The organism is Pseudomonas sp. Marseille-P9899 (genome assembly GCF_903166565.1).
GTDB classification, from domain to species: Bacteria; Pseudomonadota; Gammaproteobacteria; order Pseudomonadales; family Pseudomonadaceae; genus Aquipseudomonas; species Aquipseudomonas huaxiensis.
This window is the reverse complement of the sequence record NZ_CAESCG010000003.1, coordinates 258,455-271,429: the sequence shown is the minus strand read 5'-3', so window position 1 is coordinate 271,429 and position 12,975 is coordinate 258,455. Positions and strand designations below refer to the sequence as shown.

The following is a 12,975-nucleotide window of genomic DNA, read 5'->3' as shown; positions in this document are numbered from 1 at the left end:
CAATCACAGGCTCCCGCTCACCTTCGCCGCCACATCCGCCGGCAGCCAGGCACGCCACACGTCGGGGTGGTCGCGCAAGAACGCCTGGGCCACGGCCTTGGGTTGCAGACGCTTTTCCGCCATCTGGCCGAGGGTCTGGTTGAGCAGGTCGATGGGCAAATCGACTTTCTCGAAGAACGCCACCAGCTCCGGGTACTGCGTGCGGAACGGCGCGGACACGCCGATCGCCAGGCGCGCCGGCATCGAGCGGGTGCCGCGCGGGCTGGGGTTGTTGGTGTCGGACAGGGTTTTCCAGGCCTCGGCGTCGAACGGCGGTTCTTCCAGCTTCACCAGCTTGTAGCGGCCCAGCAGCGGCGTCGGCGACCAGTAGTAGAACAGCACCGGCTTGCCACGGCGGATCGATGCGCCGACCTCGGCATCCAGCGCCGCGCCGGAGCCAGTGCGGAAGTTGACGTAGCTGTCGCTGAGCCCGTAGGCCTTGAGTTTCTGGCTGTTGACGATTTCCGAGGTCCAGCCGGTGGGGCTGTTGAGGAAGCGGCCCTTGTCGGGGGATTCCGGGTCTTTGAAGACGTGGGCGTAGCGCGGCAGGTCGGCCACCGATTTCAGCTCCGGTGCCAGCGGCGCGAGGCCGCGCTCGGGGTCGCCCTTGATGACAAATTCCGGCACCCACCAGCCTTCGGTAGCGCCCTTGACCGTGTCGCCGAGGCCGAACACCTTGCCTTCGGCTTCGGCCCTGACCCAGGCCGGACTGCGCCCGGCCCATTCTTCGCCAATGACCTGGATATCGTTTTTCGCCAGCGCCGCTTCAAGGCTGACGGTGCTGCCCGGCAGTGTGTCGGTGGTGTAGCCGTAGCCCTTTTCCACCAGGGTACGGAGGATCTCGGTGATCAGGCTGCCGCTTTCCCAGGTGATGTCGCCGAAGTGGATGGGCTGCGGTTTGTCGGCGGCGTGGGTGAGCAGGGACAGGGTCAGCAGCGAGCCGGCCAGGAGGGTTTTCAGTGGTTTCATGGTGTGCCTCGGTACACGGAGGGACCGCGTTGCGGCCCTTCGCGAGCAAGCTCGCGCCTACACGGTCGTCCCCTGTAGGCGCGAGCTTGCTCGCGAAGGCTGCAGCGCTGCCTCGGATCAGAAGTCGTAAGTGAGCTTGGTGTAGTAGAACGCCCCCTCCGGCGCCGACGGCGCGAGGTAGCTGTACTGCTGCCCCGGCGTCTGGCGCAGGCGGAGGTTGAAGTCGTCCGGCTTGCTGTTGAACAGGTTGTTGGCGCCCACCGAGAGTTTCAGTTGCTTGGTGAACGCGTAGTTCACGTCCAGGTCGGTGTTCCACTGCGCCGAGAAGGTCTGGTCGTACTGGGCGTTGGTCGCCGAGGCCGCGTATTTGCGGTACTCACCGTAGCGGGTCTCGGACAGGCTCACCGTCCACGGGCCGTAGCGATGCACCGCGCCGAGCACCAGCTTGCTTTCCGGGTAACCGTGTTCAAGGAAGCCACGGGCCTCGCGGGTCAGGATGTCGAAGCCGTAAGGGCTGGCATTGACCGACTCGATGGTGGTCCGCGCCTTGGTGAAGCCGGCCGACAGCGCCAGGCTGCCGAACTGTTTGAGGTCGAGGTTGTACTTGCCGACGATGTCGACGCCGCGGGTCCGGGTGTTGGCCGCGTTGGTCATGAACTGCGCCCAGCTGTACTGGCCGTAGCCGGCGGCGGCGAGGATGCGCTCGGCATCCGGCCCGGAGATGCCGCCGCTGTAGAGCAGGCGGTCGCGGATGGTGATCTGGTAGGCGTCGATGGTCAGCGAAGCCTGCTCGCTCGGCCGGAACACCACGCCCAGCGAGTAGTTGGTGGATTTCTCCGGTTTCAGTGCCTCGGCGCCCAGCGCCTGGGCGGCCGGGTGGTCCACCGGCAGCATGCGGGTCAGCACCGGGTTGCCGTTGACGTCGACGTTGGTGGTGGTGGTCCAGGACGTGCCGATCTGGCCCAGGGTTGGCGCGCGGTAGGCGCTGTTGACCGTGGCCCGCAGGCCCACTTGCGGAGTCAGTTCGTAACGCGCCGAGAGCTTGCCGGTGGTGGCCGAGCCGAAGTCCGAATAGTGTTCGGTACGCCCGGCAATACCCACCTGGAATTTCTCGGTGAGCTGGTTTTCCAGGCCGAAGTACACACCGCCGACATCACGCTTGTAGACCCCTGCGTCATCCGGCGTCAGCCCGGACGCCTGCACCGCGCCGACCTGCACACCGTCGATGCCGCCGTAGGAATAGGAGTCGTAGTCGCCCGCCTCCAGGGTGTACTCTTCGTGGCGGTAGGCAACGCCGGCGGACACCGTCAGCGGGTTGTCCGACCAGGCCACCGGCAGGTCCTTGGTGTAGTCGATGCCGACGTTGGTCTGTTCGTTGATCAGGGTGGCGACATCGAACTTGGTCGGGCTGCTGGCGCCGTAGCTCGGGTTGACCGTGTCGAAGGCCAGCTCGTCGTGTTTGTCGCGGCCGTAGGTGGCGCTGATATCGAGGCGGCCGATGACATCGTCCTCAAAGCGCGAACCCACCGTCAGCGAGGAATCTTCGTAGCGGAAGCGGTATTTCGGAATGGTCCCGTTGGGGTAGATCGACGCGACGTTGTTGGGGTTGGACGCCAGCAACGGCGGCGTGTTGTTGATCGATTTGTCCTGACCGAAGGTGGCGAAGCTGTACAGCCGCCATTGGTCGTTCAGACCGACCTCGGCGTTCGCCGCGAGGTTGTATTTGTCGCGGCCGGCACCACCCCAGCGCGGGTCCTGCAGCTTGCCGTCGGCGACGTATCTGTCACCGATATCGGTGGGTTTACTGTTGACGCCGTTGAAGCTCAGGGTCAGGAAACCATCGCCCGGCAGACCGATGCCGTACCAGCCATCGGCGCTCTTGTTGAAACCGTCGCCCTGGCCGTACTGGCCGACCTGAGTGTTGATCTGCCCGCCCGTGTCGCGCTCCTTGAGCACGATGTTGACCACCCCGGCCACCGCGTCGGAGCCGTACTGCGCCGAGGCGCCGTCGCGCAGCACTTCGACGTGGTCGATGGCGCTGATCGGGATCATGTCCAGATCCACCGGCTGGGCGCCAATGAACGGCACGCCGCTGGAAATGTTCACCACCGCCGAGGCATGCCGGCGCTTGCCGTTGACCAGCACCAGGGTCTGGTCCGGCGCCAGCCCGCGCAACGAGGCGCCCTTGGGGTTCTGGCCGCGGGTGGCGCTCTGGTTCTGCGGGAAGTTGAACGACGGCAGCAACTGGAACAGCGCCTGGTTCAGGGTGGTGGCGCCGGTCTGCACCAGCTCTTCGCTGTTGATCACGTCCACCGGCGCGGCGCTGGTCAGCGCGGTGGCGTCACTGCGCCGGGTACCGAGAGCAACGACCCGGTCCAGGGTCGGCACACTGGCCGCGGAAGTCTGATTGCGCGCGACCGTGCTAGCGCTGGCGCTGGTGGTTGCTGCGGGCTCGGTGCCATTGCCCTTGATGATGAACGCGCCGGTGGGGCTGACTTCCAGCTCCAGGCCGGTGCCGCGCAGGGCCGCGTTGATCGCCTGCTCGGCGGAGAGATTGCCGTCGACCCGCGCCGAAGAATAACGGCCCAGTTCCGGCGTAAAGGAAATCACCTGACCGCTCTGCCGGCTGATGCTCAACAGCACCTCATCCAGCGGGCCGGGGTTGATATGCCAGTTCTGCCGCGCCTCGTCGGCGAACGCCATGCCGCTCAGCAGCAGGCTGAACGCGATGGCACCGGTTGCGGATGTCGTGTTGCGTTGGATCTTGTCTTTGCTCTTGCGCACAACGATTCCCCCCACGGAATCAAACGACGCTGCTCCCTCGGCAGCGCTTACGGGAAGGGTGTGGCGCAGGAAGGGGAAATCTTGCAGATCGATTGGTTATGGGCTTAGAACCGGGTGTGAAGCCGCTGCGCCGGCAAAAATCACCAACACATAAGAGCTGCTATAGTCGACCTTAAATTAATTAAGCATTCTCAAAAGAGTTCTTATGACGAGCATCTTTCCATTGGCCTGCGCTGACAGGCTCGAAAAGATTGGGCTTCTGGTCAAAACCAGACGCCTGGAGCGAAAAATTCGCCAAAAAGACCTTGCCGCTCAAACAGGCCTGTCCACGACGACACTCGGCAAGATCGAGTCCGGCATTCCAAGCGTCGAGATACGCAGCTACATGACAGCCCTCTGGCACCTGGGGCTGCTGGACGAGGCCTTCCAAGACCCCGCTGTTCCCACCATTGCTCCGCGTGCCACGGAGCACCGCGTCCGTCTCAGGAAATTTTCCGAGGAAGACTTCTGATGGCTTCCGTTTACATCTACATGCAAATACCCGGCTCGGATGACGTCAACACACTGGGCCGCCTGGAAGTCCGTAACGGCATCGGCGAATTCGTCTACAGCCCGGCCTGGGTCAATGCCGGCGGCTGGGTGCCGGACCCTGTCCGTTTTCCGCTGCGATCCCAGCCCTACGGCAACCTAACCAAAAACCGCGGCGTACCAGGCTTCATCAGGGATGCCGCGCCGGACGGCTGGGGAGAACGGCTGGCAATCCGGGAATTCGACGGCGAACTCGATGCAGTGGGTTTCCTGCTCAAGTCACCGAACCACGATCGAACCGGCAGCCTGATGATGGGGACAGCACGCGTCGCTCCGGAAGGTGTGGGCCAGGCAGGACTGGCGAACCTCACCCAACTCGACGACTTCATACAGTTTGCCGATGGAATACAGGGAGGGTTCCCGCCCGGAGCAGACAAAGCCACCAGAGCGACGCTGCAGCAGCGCTCTTCGCTCGGCGGTGCACGTCCGAAATGTACGCTGCTTCACGAAGGACGGCTGATTCTGGCCAAACCGAGAGACCGTCACGATGCCTATGACATTCCGGCACTTGAATACGCCTGCATGTCATTCGCTGCCCGAAAAGGTTTGAATACCGCTGGCGTGACGCTGCACCGTAGTCGCGTCAATACACTGCTGGTGGACCGGTTTGACCGCGAGCCGGCGGCGGACGGCCGGTTCCTTCGCATCCCCATGATCAGCGGGCTGACACTACTGGATAGTGACTGGAACACGCCATCGGCCTGGCCAAGAGAATGGCACTACGGCTATCTCGTAGACGAAATGACCAGGCGCAACATCCCCGAAGGGGACCGGCAGGAGTTGTTCAAACGCATCTGCTTCAACATTCTGGTGGGCAACGACGACGATCACCCGAAAAACACAGCCGTGATATTCACAAATGGCGGCTGGCGTCTTTCTCCCCTGTACGACGTGGTGCCCACGACTGAAGGGCAGGCGCCTTCCAGGTTGGCGATGGGTATCGGTCGCTATGGGCATGAACTATCACGGCGCAACCTGCTGAGCCAGGTCGGTCACTTCGGCTTGACTGAGGCTGTGGCTACAGCCGTGATTGATGAAGTTGCTGGTTGGGCTCCAGAGTTGAAACAGCATTATCACGAGCAGTTGCAGGCGGCCGAGTTGCAATTGGCAATCGCGGCAATGGGCGCCGAGAAACTGGAAAAGTGAATTTACCGACATTGTCTTTGGCAGTCTTACGCGGGCTCAGCGGGAGCAAAAACTGTACCTTGGCGATTTGATTTATGCCGGAACCAACGTCACCCAATAATCACTACGCCGCGCTACCCGAATCGGCAAGGTCCGGCTCAGCGCTTCCAGCACCACATCGCTCTGGTCCAGTCGATAGAGTCCGCTGACCCGCAGCCCGGCGATCGCCGGGTCGAGGCGCAGGACGCCGTGGCGGTAAGGCCGCAATGCTTCGATCACCTCGCTGAGCGGGCTGTCGCGTACTTCTAGCAAGCCGTTGACCCAGGCGCTGTCGCCGTTGCGAACGGCCTCGACGACGCCGAAACGGTAGCGGTCGAAGCTGACTTCCTGTCCGGCCTGGAGCTGTAGTCGATCGCCGCCGCGGGTGACGATCTGCACCGGCGCATCCAGCGCGCCAACCCGGCATTGCGCGCCGCGCTCGCGCACCAACACCTGCGCGGCACGGGCGAACAGGTCGCCAGCGTCGGTCTGGACGATAAACGGCCGGCGGTCGTTGACGACCCGCACCAGGCCCTCGCCGCCGCGCCATTTGAGCAGCCGGCGCTGTTCGTCGAAGCGCACATCGGCAGCGCTCTGTGCGTTGAGTACCAGTTCGCTGCCGTCGTCCAGTTGCACGGTCTGGCGCTGGCCGATGCCGGTGGAGATATCCGCGCTCAGGCTATCCAGTGACGGCAACCCGGAACTGAGGGTCAGGCCGCCACCGATCATCAGCCCGGCCCCCAGCAACGCCCGTTGCAGCACTTTGCGTCGGCTCGACGGCGCATTCAGCGCGCGTTGCAGCACGCTGCCGTCGATGCCCTGGGCGACCGGCACCTGAAACACCCCGAGGGTGCGTTCGAGGCGCAGGCACAGTTCTTCGTGACGCGGGTCGCGGGCGCGCCAGGCCTGGAAGGCCAGGCGCTCCGCGTCGCTGGCATGTCCCGAGCGCAGCAGCACGATCCAGCGGGTGGCCTGTTCGATCAGGTGGTCCTGTTCAGCGCTCATATCACTCCAGGCTGGCCTTGAGACAACGGTGGATGGCCTTGGCCATGTAGTCGCTCACCGAGCGTTGCGAGATGCCCAGTTGCGCGGAAATTTCCGGGTACGTCAGGCCGTTGACCTGAGACAGCAGGAAGGTCGCCTTGACCTTGGCCGGCAGGCCGTCGAGCAGGCCGTCGATGATCTGCAGGGCCTCGATCATTTGCGTCAGTTCTTCCGGCGACGGCGCCTGCGCTTCGTCATCAAGGTGCAGGGCCTCAAGGTAGGCCCGCTCCAGGTCGCGGCGGCGCCAGAGTTGGTACATCAGGCGCTGGGCGATGGTGGTGAGCAGCGCCCGTGGCTGGCGGATCGGTTCCACACCCGGCGCGCTGAGCAACTGCACGAAGGTGTCGGCGGCGATGTCTTCCGCGCCGCTGTCGCCCAGATGCCGGCGCAAACGAAGGCACAGCCACTGGTAATGACTGCGGAACAGGCCGCCCACGTAATCGCTGTGAGAGTTTTCGATACCGGACATGAATGGCTCCAGAAGGAGGATTGCTTGAAATGTCCGGTGGTCCGGTGACGCCATGCTAGTGGGAGGTCTTATTCTTTAAAAATATTTAAAAAGCATTTTTATATTCGCTAATGGAATTACCCGTCTTCGGGGTGAATCTGCGCCAAGCCCCGCCTCGCGGCCTCGTCGCGGTAACCCAGCAGCACCTGGTAATCCGCCTCGCTCGCCGGTAGCACGCGGCTGATCGCGAGGGTCGCGGCGACTTCCGGCAAGTCCTGCAGCGCCTGGTTCAGCGCGTCGCGGATCAGCGCCGCAGCGTCCTGATCGAGGTGCGCGGGGCCGATGAACGGCAGGGTCGGGCTTGGCGCGCTGATGTCGATGATGCGCAGCCCGGCGACTTCTTCGCTGTGGTCACGGGCGAGGTACCCCCAGGTCACGCTGTCGATGGCCGCCAGATCGCCGCGCCGCTCGCGCAAGGCGCGCAGGCTGTCGCGATGGCCGCCGGTGTAGCTGATGGTCGAAAAGAAGCGGCCCTCGCGTTGCAGTGGCACGAGGCGATAGCGCAGCAGGTTCATGCCGGAATTGGAGTCGGGGCTGTTGATCAGGCCGTGGCTGTCGAAAAACGCCGCCAGCTCGCGGCGCGGATCGTCCGCCCGGGCCACCAGCAGGCTGCAATGGTCGCCACCGCCGCTGTAGGGCAGTTCGTAGACGGGTCGGCCAATCACCTGCACCTTGCCGCGCAGCAGGGTCATCAGTGGATAGCCGCAAGTCTGGGTGAAGAGCAATTGCGGCGACAGCCACAGGCCCGGCAGGTCCAGCCCGCCCGCGTCGAGGCGGCTGGCACCGAGCAGCGCCAGGGTGCGCTGCAACCACGCCTCGCTGGCAGCACAGACCCGTGGCGGCGCGACGTACATCAACAATTCGGCAAACCCCTGGGACATGGGCGGACTCCGGTTCAGGCGTGGGGATGTTCAGGGCTGTCGATAGGGCTGAAAGCATTGCGGCGCCACAACTCGCCATAGCCGTGCACCAGGAAGCCGCCGCTGCGCGCCAGCCACTGCTCGCGACGCCGACGGTAGACCTGCGGCAGGAAATACCATTGCAAGCCAGGAAGATCGTGATGCACCAAATGCAGGTTCAGGTGCAGGAACAACCAGCTCCAGGGCCAGCCGGCCTCGTTGAGCACGGTGCGCTGCTCCGGCCGTTCGGCGGGACGGTGTTCATAAAACGAACGCACCATCGCCACCGACAACGCCGGCACGCTGACGAAAAACACGTAGTGCGCCACCGACAGCGCGCTGTATTCGGCGATGAAGGCGAACATCAGCAGGGTGGCGGCGCCGTGAGTCAGCCACATCAGCCACGCCTGCCGATCGCCCTTCGCCAGCCGGGCGAATTCTTCCCGCGCCAGACCGAACAGCGCTTGCGGTGCACCACTGAGCACCCGCCCCGGCACGGTCTTGTCCAGCCAGCGCAGCGCCCGCGCCAGGCGTGGCGCCTGCTGCCAATGGTGGCGGCTGAGGTAGCGGCTTTCCGGGTCGCGGCCCGGCAGGGTCAGGTCTTCATCGCGGTGGTGCAGCAGGTGGCTGTCGCGGTACAGGGTGTACGGATACCAGACCGCGAACGGCGCGTAGCCGATCAGTTTGTTCAGCCAGAGGAAGCGCGTCGGATGGCCGTGCAGCAGCTCATGCTGCAGCGACAGCCAGAGCACCAGCAGCGGCACCAGCAGCACGGTGGTGGGCCACACGCCGAGAACCGGGCTGGCCAGCAACAGCGCGAACCAGCCGGCATAGACACCGATCAGCAACAGCCAGGTCGGCCATTCGCTGCGCCCGAGAAAACTGGCTTGCAGGCGCAACACATCTTCGCGCTGGGCGTCGTCGAGGTAATGGGGCATTTGCGGAGGTCCTGGATCATGGGCTGACCTCCGCTTGTGGGGTGAGACGAGAAAATCTTGCAGATCGTTTGGTTATAAGCGCCTCACGAATCCTTCAGCGCCCTTCCTCGATCTCCTTGCCGTTGGCATCGATCACCCGGCTCGAGGGATAGCGCGACGACGCGTAACGCACCACCAGGATCGAGAACGACAGCAGCAGGATTCCGCCGCACAGGTACAGCAGCCCGACATCCGGCGCCTTGTGGTGCGAGACGTCGCCGATCAGCAGGCGGGTCAGCGCGGTGATTGCCACATACAGCAGGAAGCGGATCGGCATGTGGTTGGTCTTGAAGTAGATCCCCACCATCGCGCCCAGCTCGAGGTAGATGAACAGCAGGAGGATGTCGTCGACGCTGACCCCGCCCTTGCCGAGCATGTCGATGAAGGTCATCACCGCAGCCCAGGCGGTGATGCCGCCGATGCCGAACAGGGCCAGGTAGTGGAACGACTCGACGCACAGATTGCCCAGCGAGTCGGCGGCGCCATGCAGGCCCTTGCGCAGTTTGTCAGCCCATTTGATGTTCACGATGCGGATTCCTTGGTACGACTTCGACGGAGGATGCGACAAGCACATGACGCTTTGCCTGCATGCAGTAAAAAGGCCAGCGGCCTCGCTTGAGAAGGCGACCGATTGCCGCAAGGCACGCGTGCTCTCCATCAACCTGCAAAATCTGGGCTATAAAATGCCACTATCCAGCTTTGCCGGATTACTGTATAAAAACCCAGTATTCGTATTATTCAATTATCGAAAGGCATGTGAGGTGATGAATGGCCGTCGAAGTGGTGTACCGCAGCAGCCGCGACCTGGAGCGCTTGTCCGCCGTTTTCTACACCTAATGCCTGTCCAGTTAGTGTCAAAATGCTTTGTTTTATTGTTTTAAATCAGCGCGTTAGACGCCAACTGACAAATCAGATACAGGAAGGCGGTGCATAGATTTTCGAAAGGACCTATGCCTAGTTATCAATGTTCATATGAAGACAAGCACGGATCGTAGAGATAACATCCATCGGATAGAATTTTTTTCAGGGCATTGCCCCAGGTAGGCAGCCCTTTAATTTTTGAGAGGCCATCATGGCAGTAGAAGTACTTTACCGAAGCACTCGAGATTTGGAGAAGGTTTTTTTGGATCGAAAACTAGCCGATGCACATGATCAAATGCTTGAATTGGCAGAAATTTTAACTTCCGTTCTCATTAAAAATGTACCAGGTCTTGACGAAAAACAAGCGGAGGACGCAAGCATTTTTATGGCGAAAAATAGAGCAATCTTTGCGTCGGCGTTTAAGAGTGGTGCTAATGCGTTGGATCAGTTGACAGGGAAAGACGATAGCGCCAACTGAGATGGTGTCACAACACATAGCCAACCCATTTGATGCATGGCGGAATCAGCATGCTTGAACGTCCCGCTTTCGGCTCCATAATCGCCCTTGATAATGGATAGCTATGGACGGGACGGTGCTTAAACTACTGAGCCTAGAAGTCCGATCGAATGCCCGATGCATCGAGAGTTTCATGGTCTTCGGATGTACTCGCCGCAGAGTCGATCCAATCCTCCTCTTGATCGTGCCAGTCGCCCGTGTCTACCATCAAAGAGTCTTCGACGAACTCTAGCGCCTCAGGATTTGGATTTGCCGCTTCGCAGGTCAATTCGCAGGTGTAATCGAACGACTCATCCAATTCGGCTCCATCGCCTCTTCTGAGATCAGAGTTAGATCCCCACTGCAGTGTTACCCCTATGCTACCGCTTACCCTGATGTGTACAGTCTCTGAGGTAATACTGGTAACCTCATGCGATTCCACATAGATTTCTTCAAGGGAATAGTGCGAGGCTAGCTCATCTACAGCGTCCAAACTTTCCCCAACAATCTGCTGGACCGTCGCATCATTGATCGCATGCGATAAACGATCCCCGACGGCGGCTCTGCACTCTTGGATGCAGGCCATCAGTCCGGCCACGGCTTCGATTGTTTCTACTGCGAGGTGCTCGATGTCGTCCTCCTCCATGAGGAAAACTTCTGGTGTGATGTGGACGTACCCGTTCAAACGGACTACGGCATCTCGAAGCTCCTCAAACTCCTGAGCGAAGTCCAACCGGAGCTTTGTTCGCACGTAGTGGTTGGAAAGCCCGCCCTGCGTTGCATACACACACCGCTCGACTCGCGTTACCTCCGGGACAACGCCTTCTGCCTTCTGCTGCCACCATATGCACTTTTTCACCTCGGCGTCTGGAGCCAGGCGCTTCAGCGTGTGACCCACCAGCTCGCGCATAGCAAAGGCGAAGTTATGAAAGCGAAGCCTGTTCCTGCGGTCTTCGAGATTAAACATCGCAGCTTCATAAAGGCAACGCTCGAACTGAGCATCACCGATTAGCTGCAAGATCCTTTCGTCCATGTTCTTCCTCTCGTCTACGACCATTCCGCATCATTGCTCAGAGCGGGGATGGAAGTCACCTACAGGCTAAGCACAACGGATGTTAAGCGCATCAGCTGGCCATGCAGTCAGGGCTTGGCCAATAATGACCTAGCAAGGGGCAACAACCCCAGATCCACACGATACACCCACGAGGATGTACTCGGCGCGGTAGAGAAGATCGCAAAGAAGAAAGGAAAAGGGAATGCAACTGTTGACGACATTGTCGCGAAGGTCCCCTTTGGATTCTGGGAAACGATTATCAAAGGCTTGAAGCATAAATCGCACCCTGCTGGCATGCAGGCTAGCGTTTTATCAATAGCATTTCCAAACGCCCCTGACCTTGCTACGACGCCATACGATGATGCGGCGTTTGTCGATAGACTGGCCAACCTACTTAGCCAAGTACGAGATGTTCGAAATAGGATTGGCCATCACGATCAGATCTGGAGAACGCCGGAGTTTGACTCCTATGGCAATCTGGGCTTTATACCTCGCCGGCCACGCCAAACGGTAAACAGCCTCCGTTTGCTCGCAAACCAAATATCTTGGCTAGCAGGCTGGATAGATCCCGAAATTACTAATTACATTAAGGCGTCCGATCACTGGTGGTCCCTGCAAGCTCTGCTGACAAAAGAAGCATTGACAGTCTATCGGAAGAACGGTGGTAGGGTCGGTACCTACGAGGCGGTGATTCGGATGACACCACAGCATGAAGCCGTCACTTGGCCTAACAAGACTCCTCGTACACCTGAAAAAATCCATAGGATCAATCGTCGCAGAGTAACTAAAAATATTTTCTATTGAAGCCAGTTACTGTTGATGAGCCGTTCGTTAGTCTTGAAAAATTCATAACCTGAAGGCCTATGCTCATACTGCACTGGGTAGCGCAAGCCTCTCCCCAAAATACACCTGGGCCAGCCTAGGCTCACTGACAACCAGTTGATCGCTGGGTGGAGAAAGTCCTAAGCTTACTGGCAGGAGATTAAACAGTTTAGGATGACAACATCTGAAACTCGCCTCCATAAAGATAGCACTGATTGCAGCTAATTCAATAGTAAAAACCAAGATAATTACTCTAGAATAGTCTATTTGCCTTCTAAAAGCCGTAACGATAAATTAAATGCGTAAGCTACTTTAATCATCCACTCACGCGTAGATCGCGCTCAGCCAAAAAAATAATTTCAGTGACCTTGAGGTTATCTCGCTGAGTTGAGTGATGAATGCTGTAACAAGCCCCGCCTACTACCTTATAGATATAGCCCTCTTCTGTTCCTGACGCGTCTTCAGCAATGCTCACTTCCTGAAGCGGTTCCATCACCCAGTCGTTACCGCCTCTCATGTGACCAGGTGACATCAGATGTGCTTGCGCGAGCCATGAGCGGTCATCAAGCTCCGAAAGCATCTGCTGTAGGATCGGTACCGTGGGGATCATCAGCATGCTGCCCACGATGTCGTCACCGTAATCGCGCACAAGCTCCACGTAAAACCATGGGTGGTGCAGCTCCAGCTCAATAAATTTCCAGTGACGGCTGGCGGGCTCGCCGAAAATACCGGCTGGGCTGAGTTCGGCATGGCTATAGGTCTTGAACATC

The 12,975-nt window shown here is 60.1% G+C and carries 13 protein-coding genes; 4 read left to right on the top strand and 9 right to left on the bottom strand.

Annotation, left to right across the window (positions count from 1 at the left end; translation table 11 throughout):
* Positions 1 to 3: 3 nt before the first annotated feature.
* Together HWV67_RS17080 and HWV67_RS17075 are read right to left on the bottom strand one after the other, a co-directional pair.
* Complete coding sequence (locus HWV67_RS17080; RefSeq protein WP_175652084.1) at positions 4 to 1,008, bottom strand: ABC transporter substrate-binding protein; 1,005 nt, start codon at positions 1,006 to 1,008, stop codon at positions 4 to 6.
* 117 nt (positions 1,009 to 1,125) lie between these two features.
* Positions 1,126 to 3,711: a TonB-dependent receptor gene (locus HWV67_RS17075; RefSeq protein WP_256680154.1), complete on the bottom strand. Its 2,586-nt coding sequence runs from the start codon at positions 3,709 to 3,711 to the stop codon at positions 1,126 to 1,128.
* Between the two features lie 286 nt (positions 3,712 to 3,997).
* Between HWV67_RS17075 and HWV67_RS17070 the strand changes: the two genes are divergently transcribed.
* Both HWV67_RS17070 and HWV67_RS17065 read left to right on the top strand, forming a co-directional pair.
* Complete coding sequence (locus HWV67_RS17070; RefSeq protein WP_110969667.1) at positions 3,998 to 4,303, top strand: helix-turn-helix domain-containing protein; 306 nt, start codon at positions 3,998 to 4,000, stop codon at positions 4,301 to 4,303.
* Positions 4,303 to 5,526 (top strand): type II toxin-antitoxin system HipA family toxin, encoded by a 1,224-nt coding sequence (locus tag HWV67_RS17065; RefSeq protein ID WP_175652083.1) that lies wholly within the window; start codon positions 4,303 to 4,305, stop codon positions 5,524 to 5,526. Before HWV67_RS17070 ends, HWV67_RS17065 begins: the two co-directional genes overlap by 1 nt.
* Positions 5,527 to 5,598: 72 nt before the next feature.
* On the opposite strand, the gene HWV67_RS17060 is transcribed toward HWV67_RS17065, so the two are convergent.
* The 5 genes from HWV67_RS17060 to HWV67_RS17040 all read right to left on the bottom strand — a co-directional run bounded on the left by HWV67_RS17060 (position 5,599) and on the right by HWV67_RS17040 (position 9,498).
* Positions 5,599 to 6,549, bottom strand: coding sequence for a DUF4880 domain-containing protein (locus tag HWV67_RS17060; protein WP_175652082.1), 951 nt, complete (start codon positions 6,547 to 6,549; stop codon positions 5,599 to 5,601).
* 1 nt (position 6,550) lies between these two features.
* Positions 6,551 to 7,057, bottom strand: coding sequence for a sigma-70 family RNA polymerase sigma factor (locus tag HWV67_RS17055; protein ID WP_110969665.1), 507 nt, complete (start codon positions 7,055 to 7,057; stop codon positions 6,551 to 6,553).
* Between the two features lie 116 nt (positions 7,058 to 7,173).
* Positions 7,174 to 7,977 carry a phosphate/phosphite/phosphonate ABC transporter substrate-binding protein gene (locus HWV67_RS17050; protein ID WP_175652081.1) on the bottom strand — a complete coding sequence of 268 codons (804 nt, stop codon included), beginning with the start codon at positions 7,975 to 7,977 and terminating at the stop codon, positions 7,174 to 7,176.
* 14 nt (positions 7,978 to 7,991) lie between these two features.
* The gene (locus HWV67_RS17045; protein WP_175652080.1) at positions 7,992 to 8,933 is read right to left on the bottom strand and encodes a fatty acid desaturase; all 942 of its coding nucleotides are present in this window, start codon (positions 8,931 to 8,933) and stop codon (positions 7,992 to 7,994) included.
* Between the two features lie 94 nt (positions 8,934 to 9,027).
* Complete coding sequence (locus tag HWV67_RS17040; protein ID WP_095154483.1) at positions 9,028 to 9,498, bottom strand: phosphate-starvation-inducible protein PsiE; 471 nt, start codon at positions 9,496 to 9,498, stop codon at positions 9,028 to 9,030.
* A gap of 546 nt (positions 9,499 to 10,044) precedes the next feature.
* Here HWV67_RS17040 and HWV67_RS17035 point away from each other — a divergent pair.
* The gene (locus tag HWV67_RS17035) at positions 10,045 to 10,311 is read left to right on the top strand and encodes a YebG family protein (protein ID WP_034137100.1); all 267 of its coding nucleotides are present in this window, start codon (positions 10,045 to 10,047) and stop codon (positions 10,309 to 10,311) included.
* A 133-nt stretch (positions 10,312 to 10,444) separates the two neighbouring features.
* Here HWV67_RS17035 and HWV67_RS17030 read toward each other — a convergent pair whose 3' ends face one another.
* Positions 10,445 to 11,362, bottom strand: a complete 918-nt coding sequence (locus HWV67_RS17030; RefSeq protein ID WP_034137099.1) for a hypothetical protein — start codon at positions 11,360 to 11,362, stop codon at positions 10,445 to 10,447.
* A 48-nt stretch (positions 11,363 to 11,410) separates the two neighbouring features.
* Between HWV67_RS17030 and HWV67_RS17025 the strand changes: the two genes are divergently transcribed.
* Positions 11,411 to 12,187, top strand: a complete 777-nt coding sequence (locus HWV67_RS17025; protein ID WP_125923842.1) for a hypothetical protein — start codon at positions 11,411 to 11,413, stop codon at positions 12,185 to 12,187.
* Positions 12,188 to 12,521: 334 nt separating this feature from the next.
* On the opposite strand, the gene HWV67_RS17020 is transcribed toward HWV67_RS17025, so the two are convergent.
* Positions 12,522 to 12,974 (bottom strand): hypothetical protein, encoded by a 453-nt coding sequence (locus HWV67_RS17020; protein ID WP_059395175.1) that lies wholly within the window; start codon positions 12,972 to 12,974, stop codon positions 12,522 to 12,524.
* Position 12,975 lies beyond the last annotated feature (1 nt).

Coding starts and splice junctions, on each gene's coding strand:
- HWV67_RS17030 (WP_034137099.1), bottom strand. CDS start 11,362: ATGGACGAAAGGATCTTGCAGCTAATCGGTGATGCTCAGTTCGAGCGT.
- HWV67_RS17065 (WP_175652083.1), top strand. CDS start 4,303: ATGGCTTCCGTTTACATCTACATGCAAATACCCGGCTCGGATGACGTC.
- HWV67_RS17055 (WP_110969665.1), bottom strand. CDS start 7,057: ATGTCCGGTATCGAAAACTCTCACAGCGATTACGTGGGCGGCCTGTTC.
- HWV67_RS17050 (WP_175652081.1), bottom strand. CDS start 7,977: ATGTCCCAGGGGTTTGCCGAATTGTTGATGTACGTCGCGCCGCCACGG.
- HWV67_RS17035 (WP_034137100.1), top strand. CDS start 10,045: ATGGCAGTAGAAGTACTTTACCGAAGCACTCGAGATTTGGAGAAGGTT.
- HWV67_RS17060 (WP_175652082.1), bottom strand. CDS start 6,549: ATGAGCGCTGAACAGGACCACCTGATCGAACAGGCCACCCGCTGGATC.
- HWV67_RS17025 (WP_125923842.1), top strand. CDS start 11,411: ATGGAAGTCACCTACAGGCTAAGCACAACGGATGTTAAGCGCATCAGC.
- HWV67_RS17080 (WP_175652084.1), bottom strand. CDS start 1,008: ATGAAACCACTGAAAACCCTCCTGGCCGGCTCGCTGCTGACCCTGTCC.
- HWV67_RS17075 (WP_256680154.1), bottom strand. CDS start 3,711: ATGGCGTTCGCCGACGAGGCGCGGCAGAACTGGCATATCAACCCCGGC.
- HWV67_RS17045 (WP_175652080.1), bottom strand. CDS start 8,933: ATGCCCCATTACCTCGACGACGCCCAGCGCGAAGATGTGTTGCGCCTG.
- HWV67_RS17070 (WP_110969667.1), top strand. CDS start 3,998: ATGACGAGCATCTTTCCATTGGCCTGCGCTGACAGGCTCGAAAAGATT.
- HWV67_RS17020 (WP_059395175.1), bottom strand. CDS start 12,974: ATGTTCAAGACCTATAGCCATGCCGAACTCAGCCCAGCCGGTATTTTC.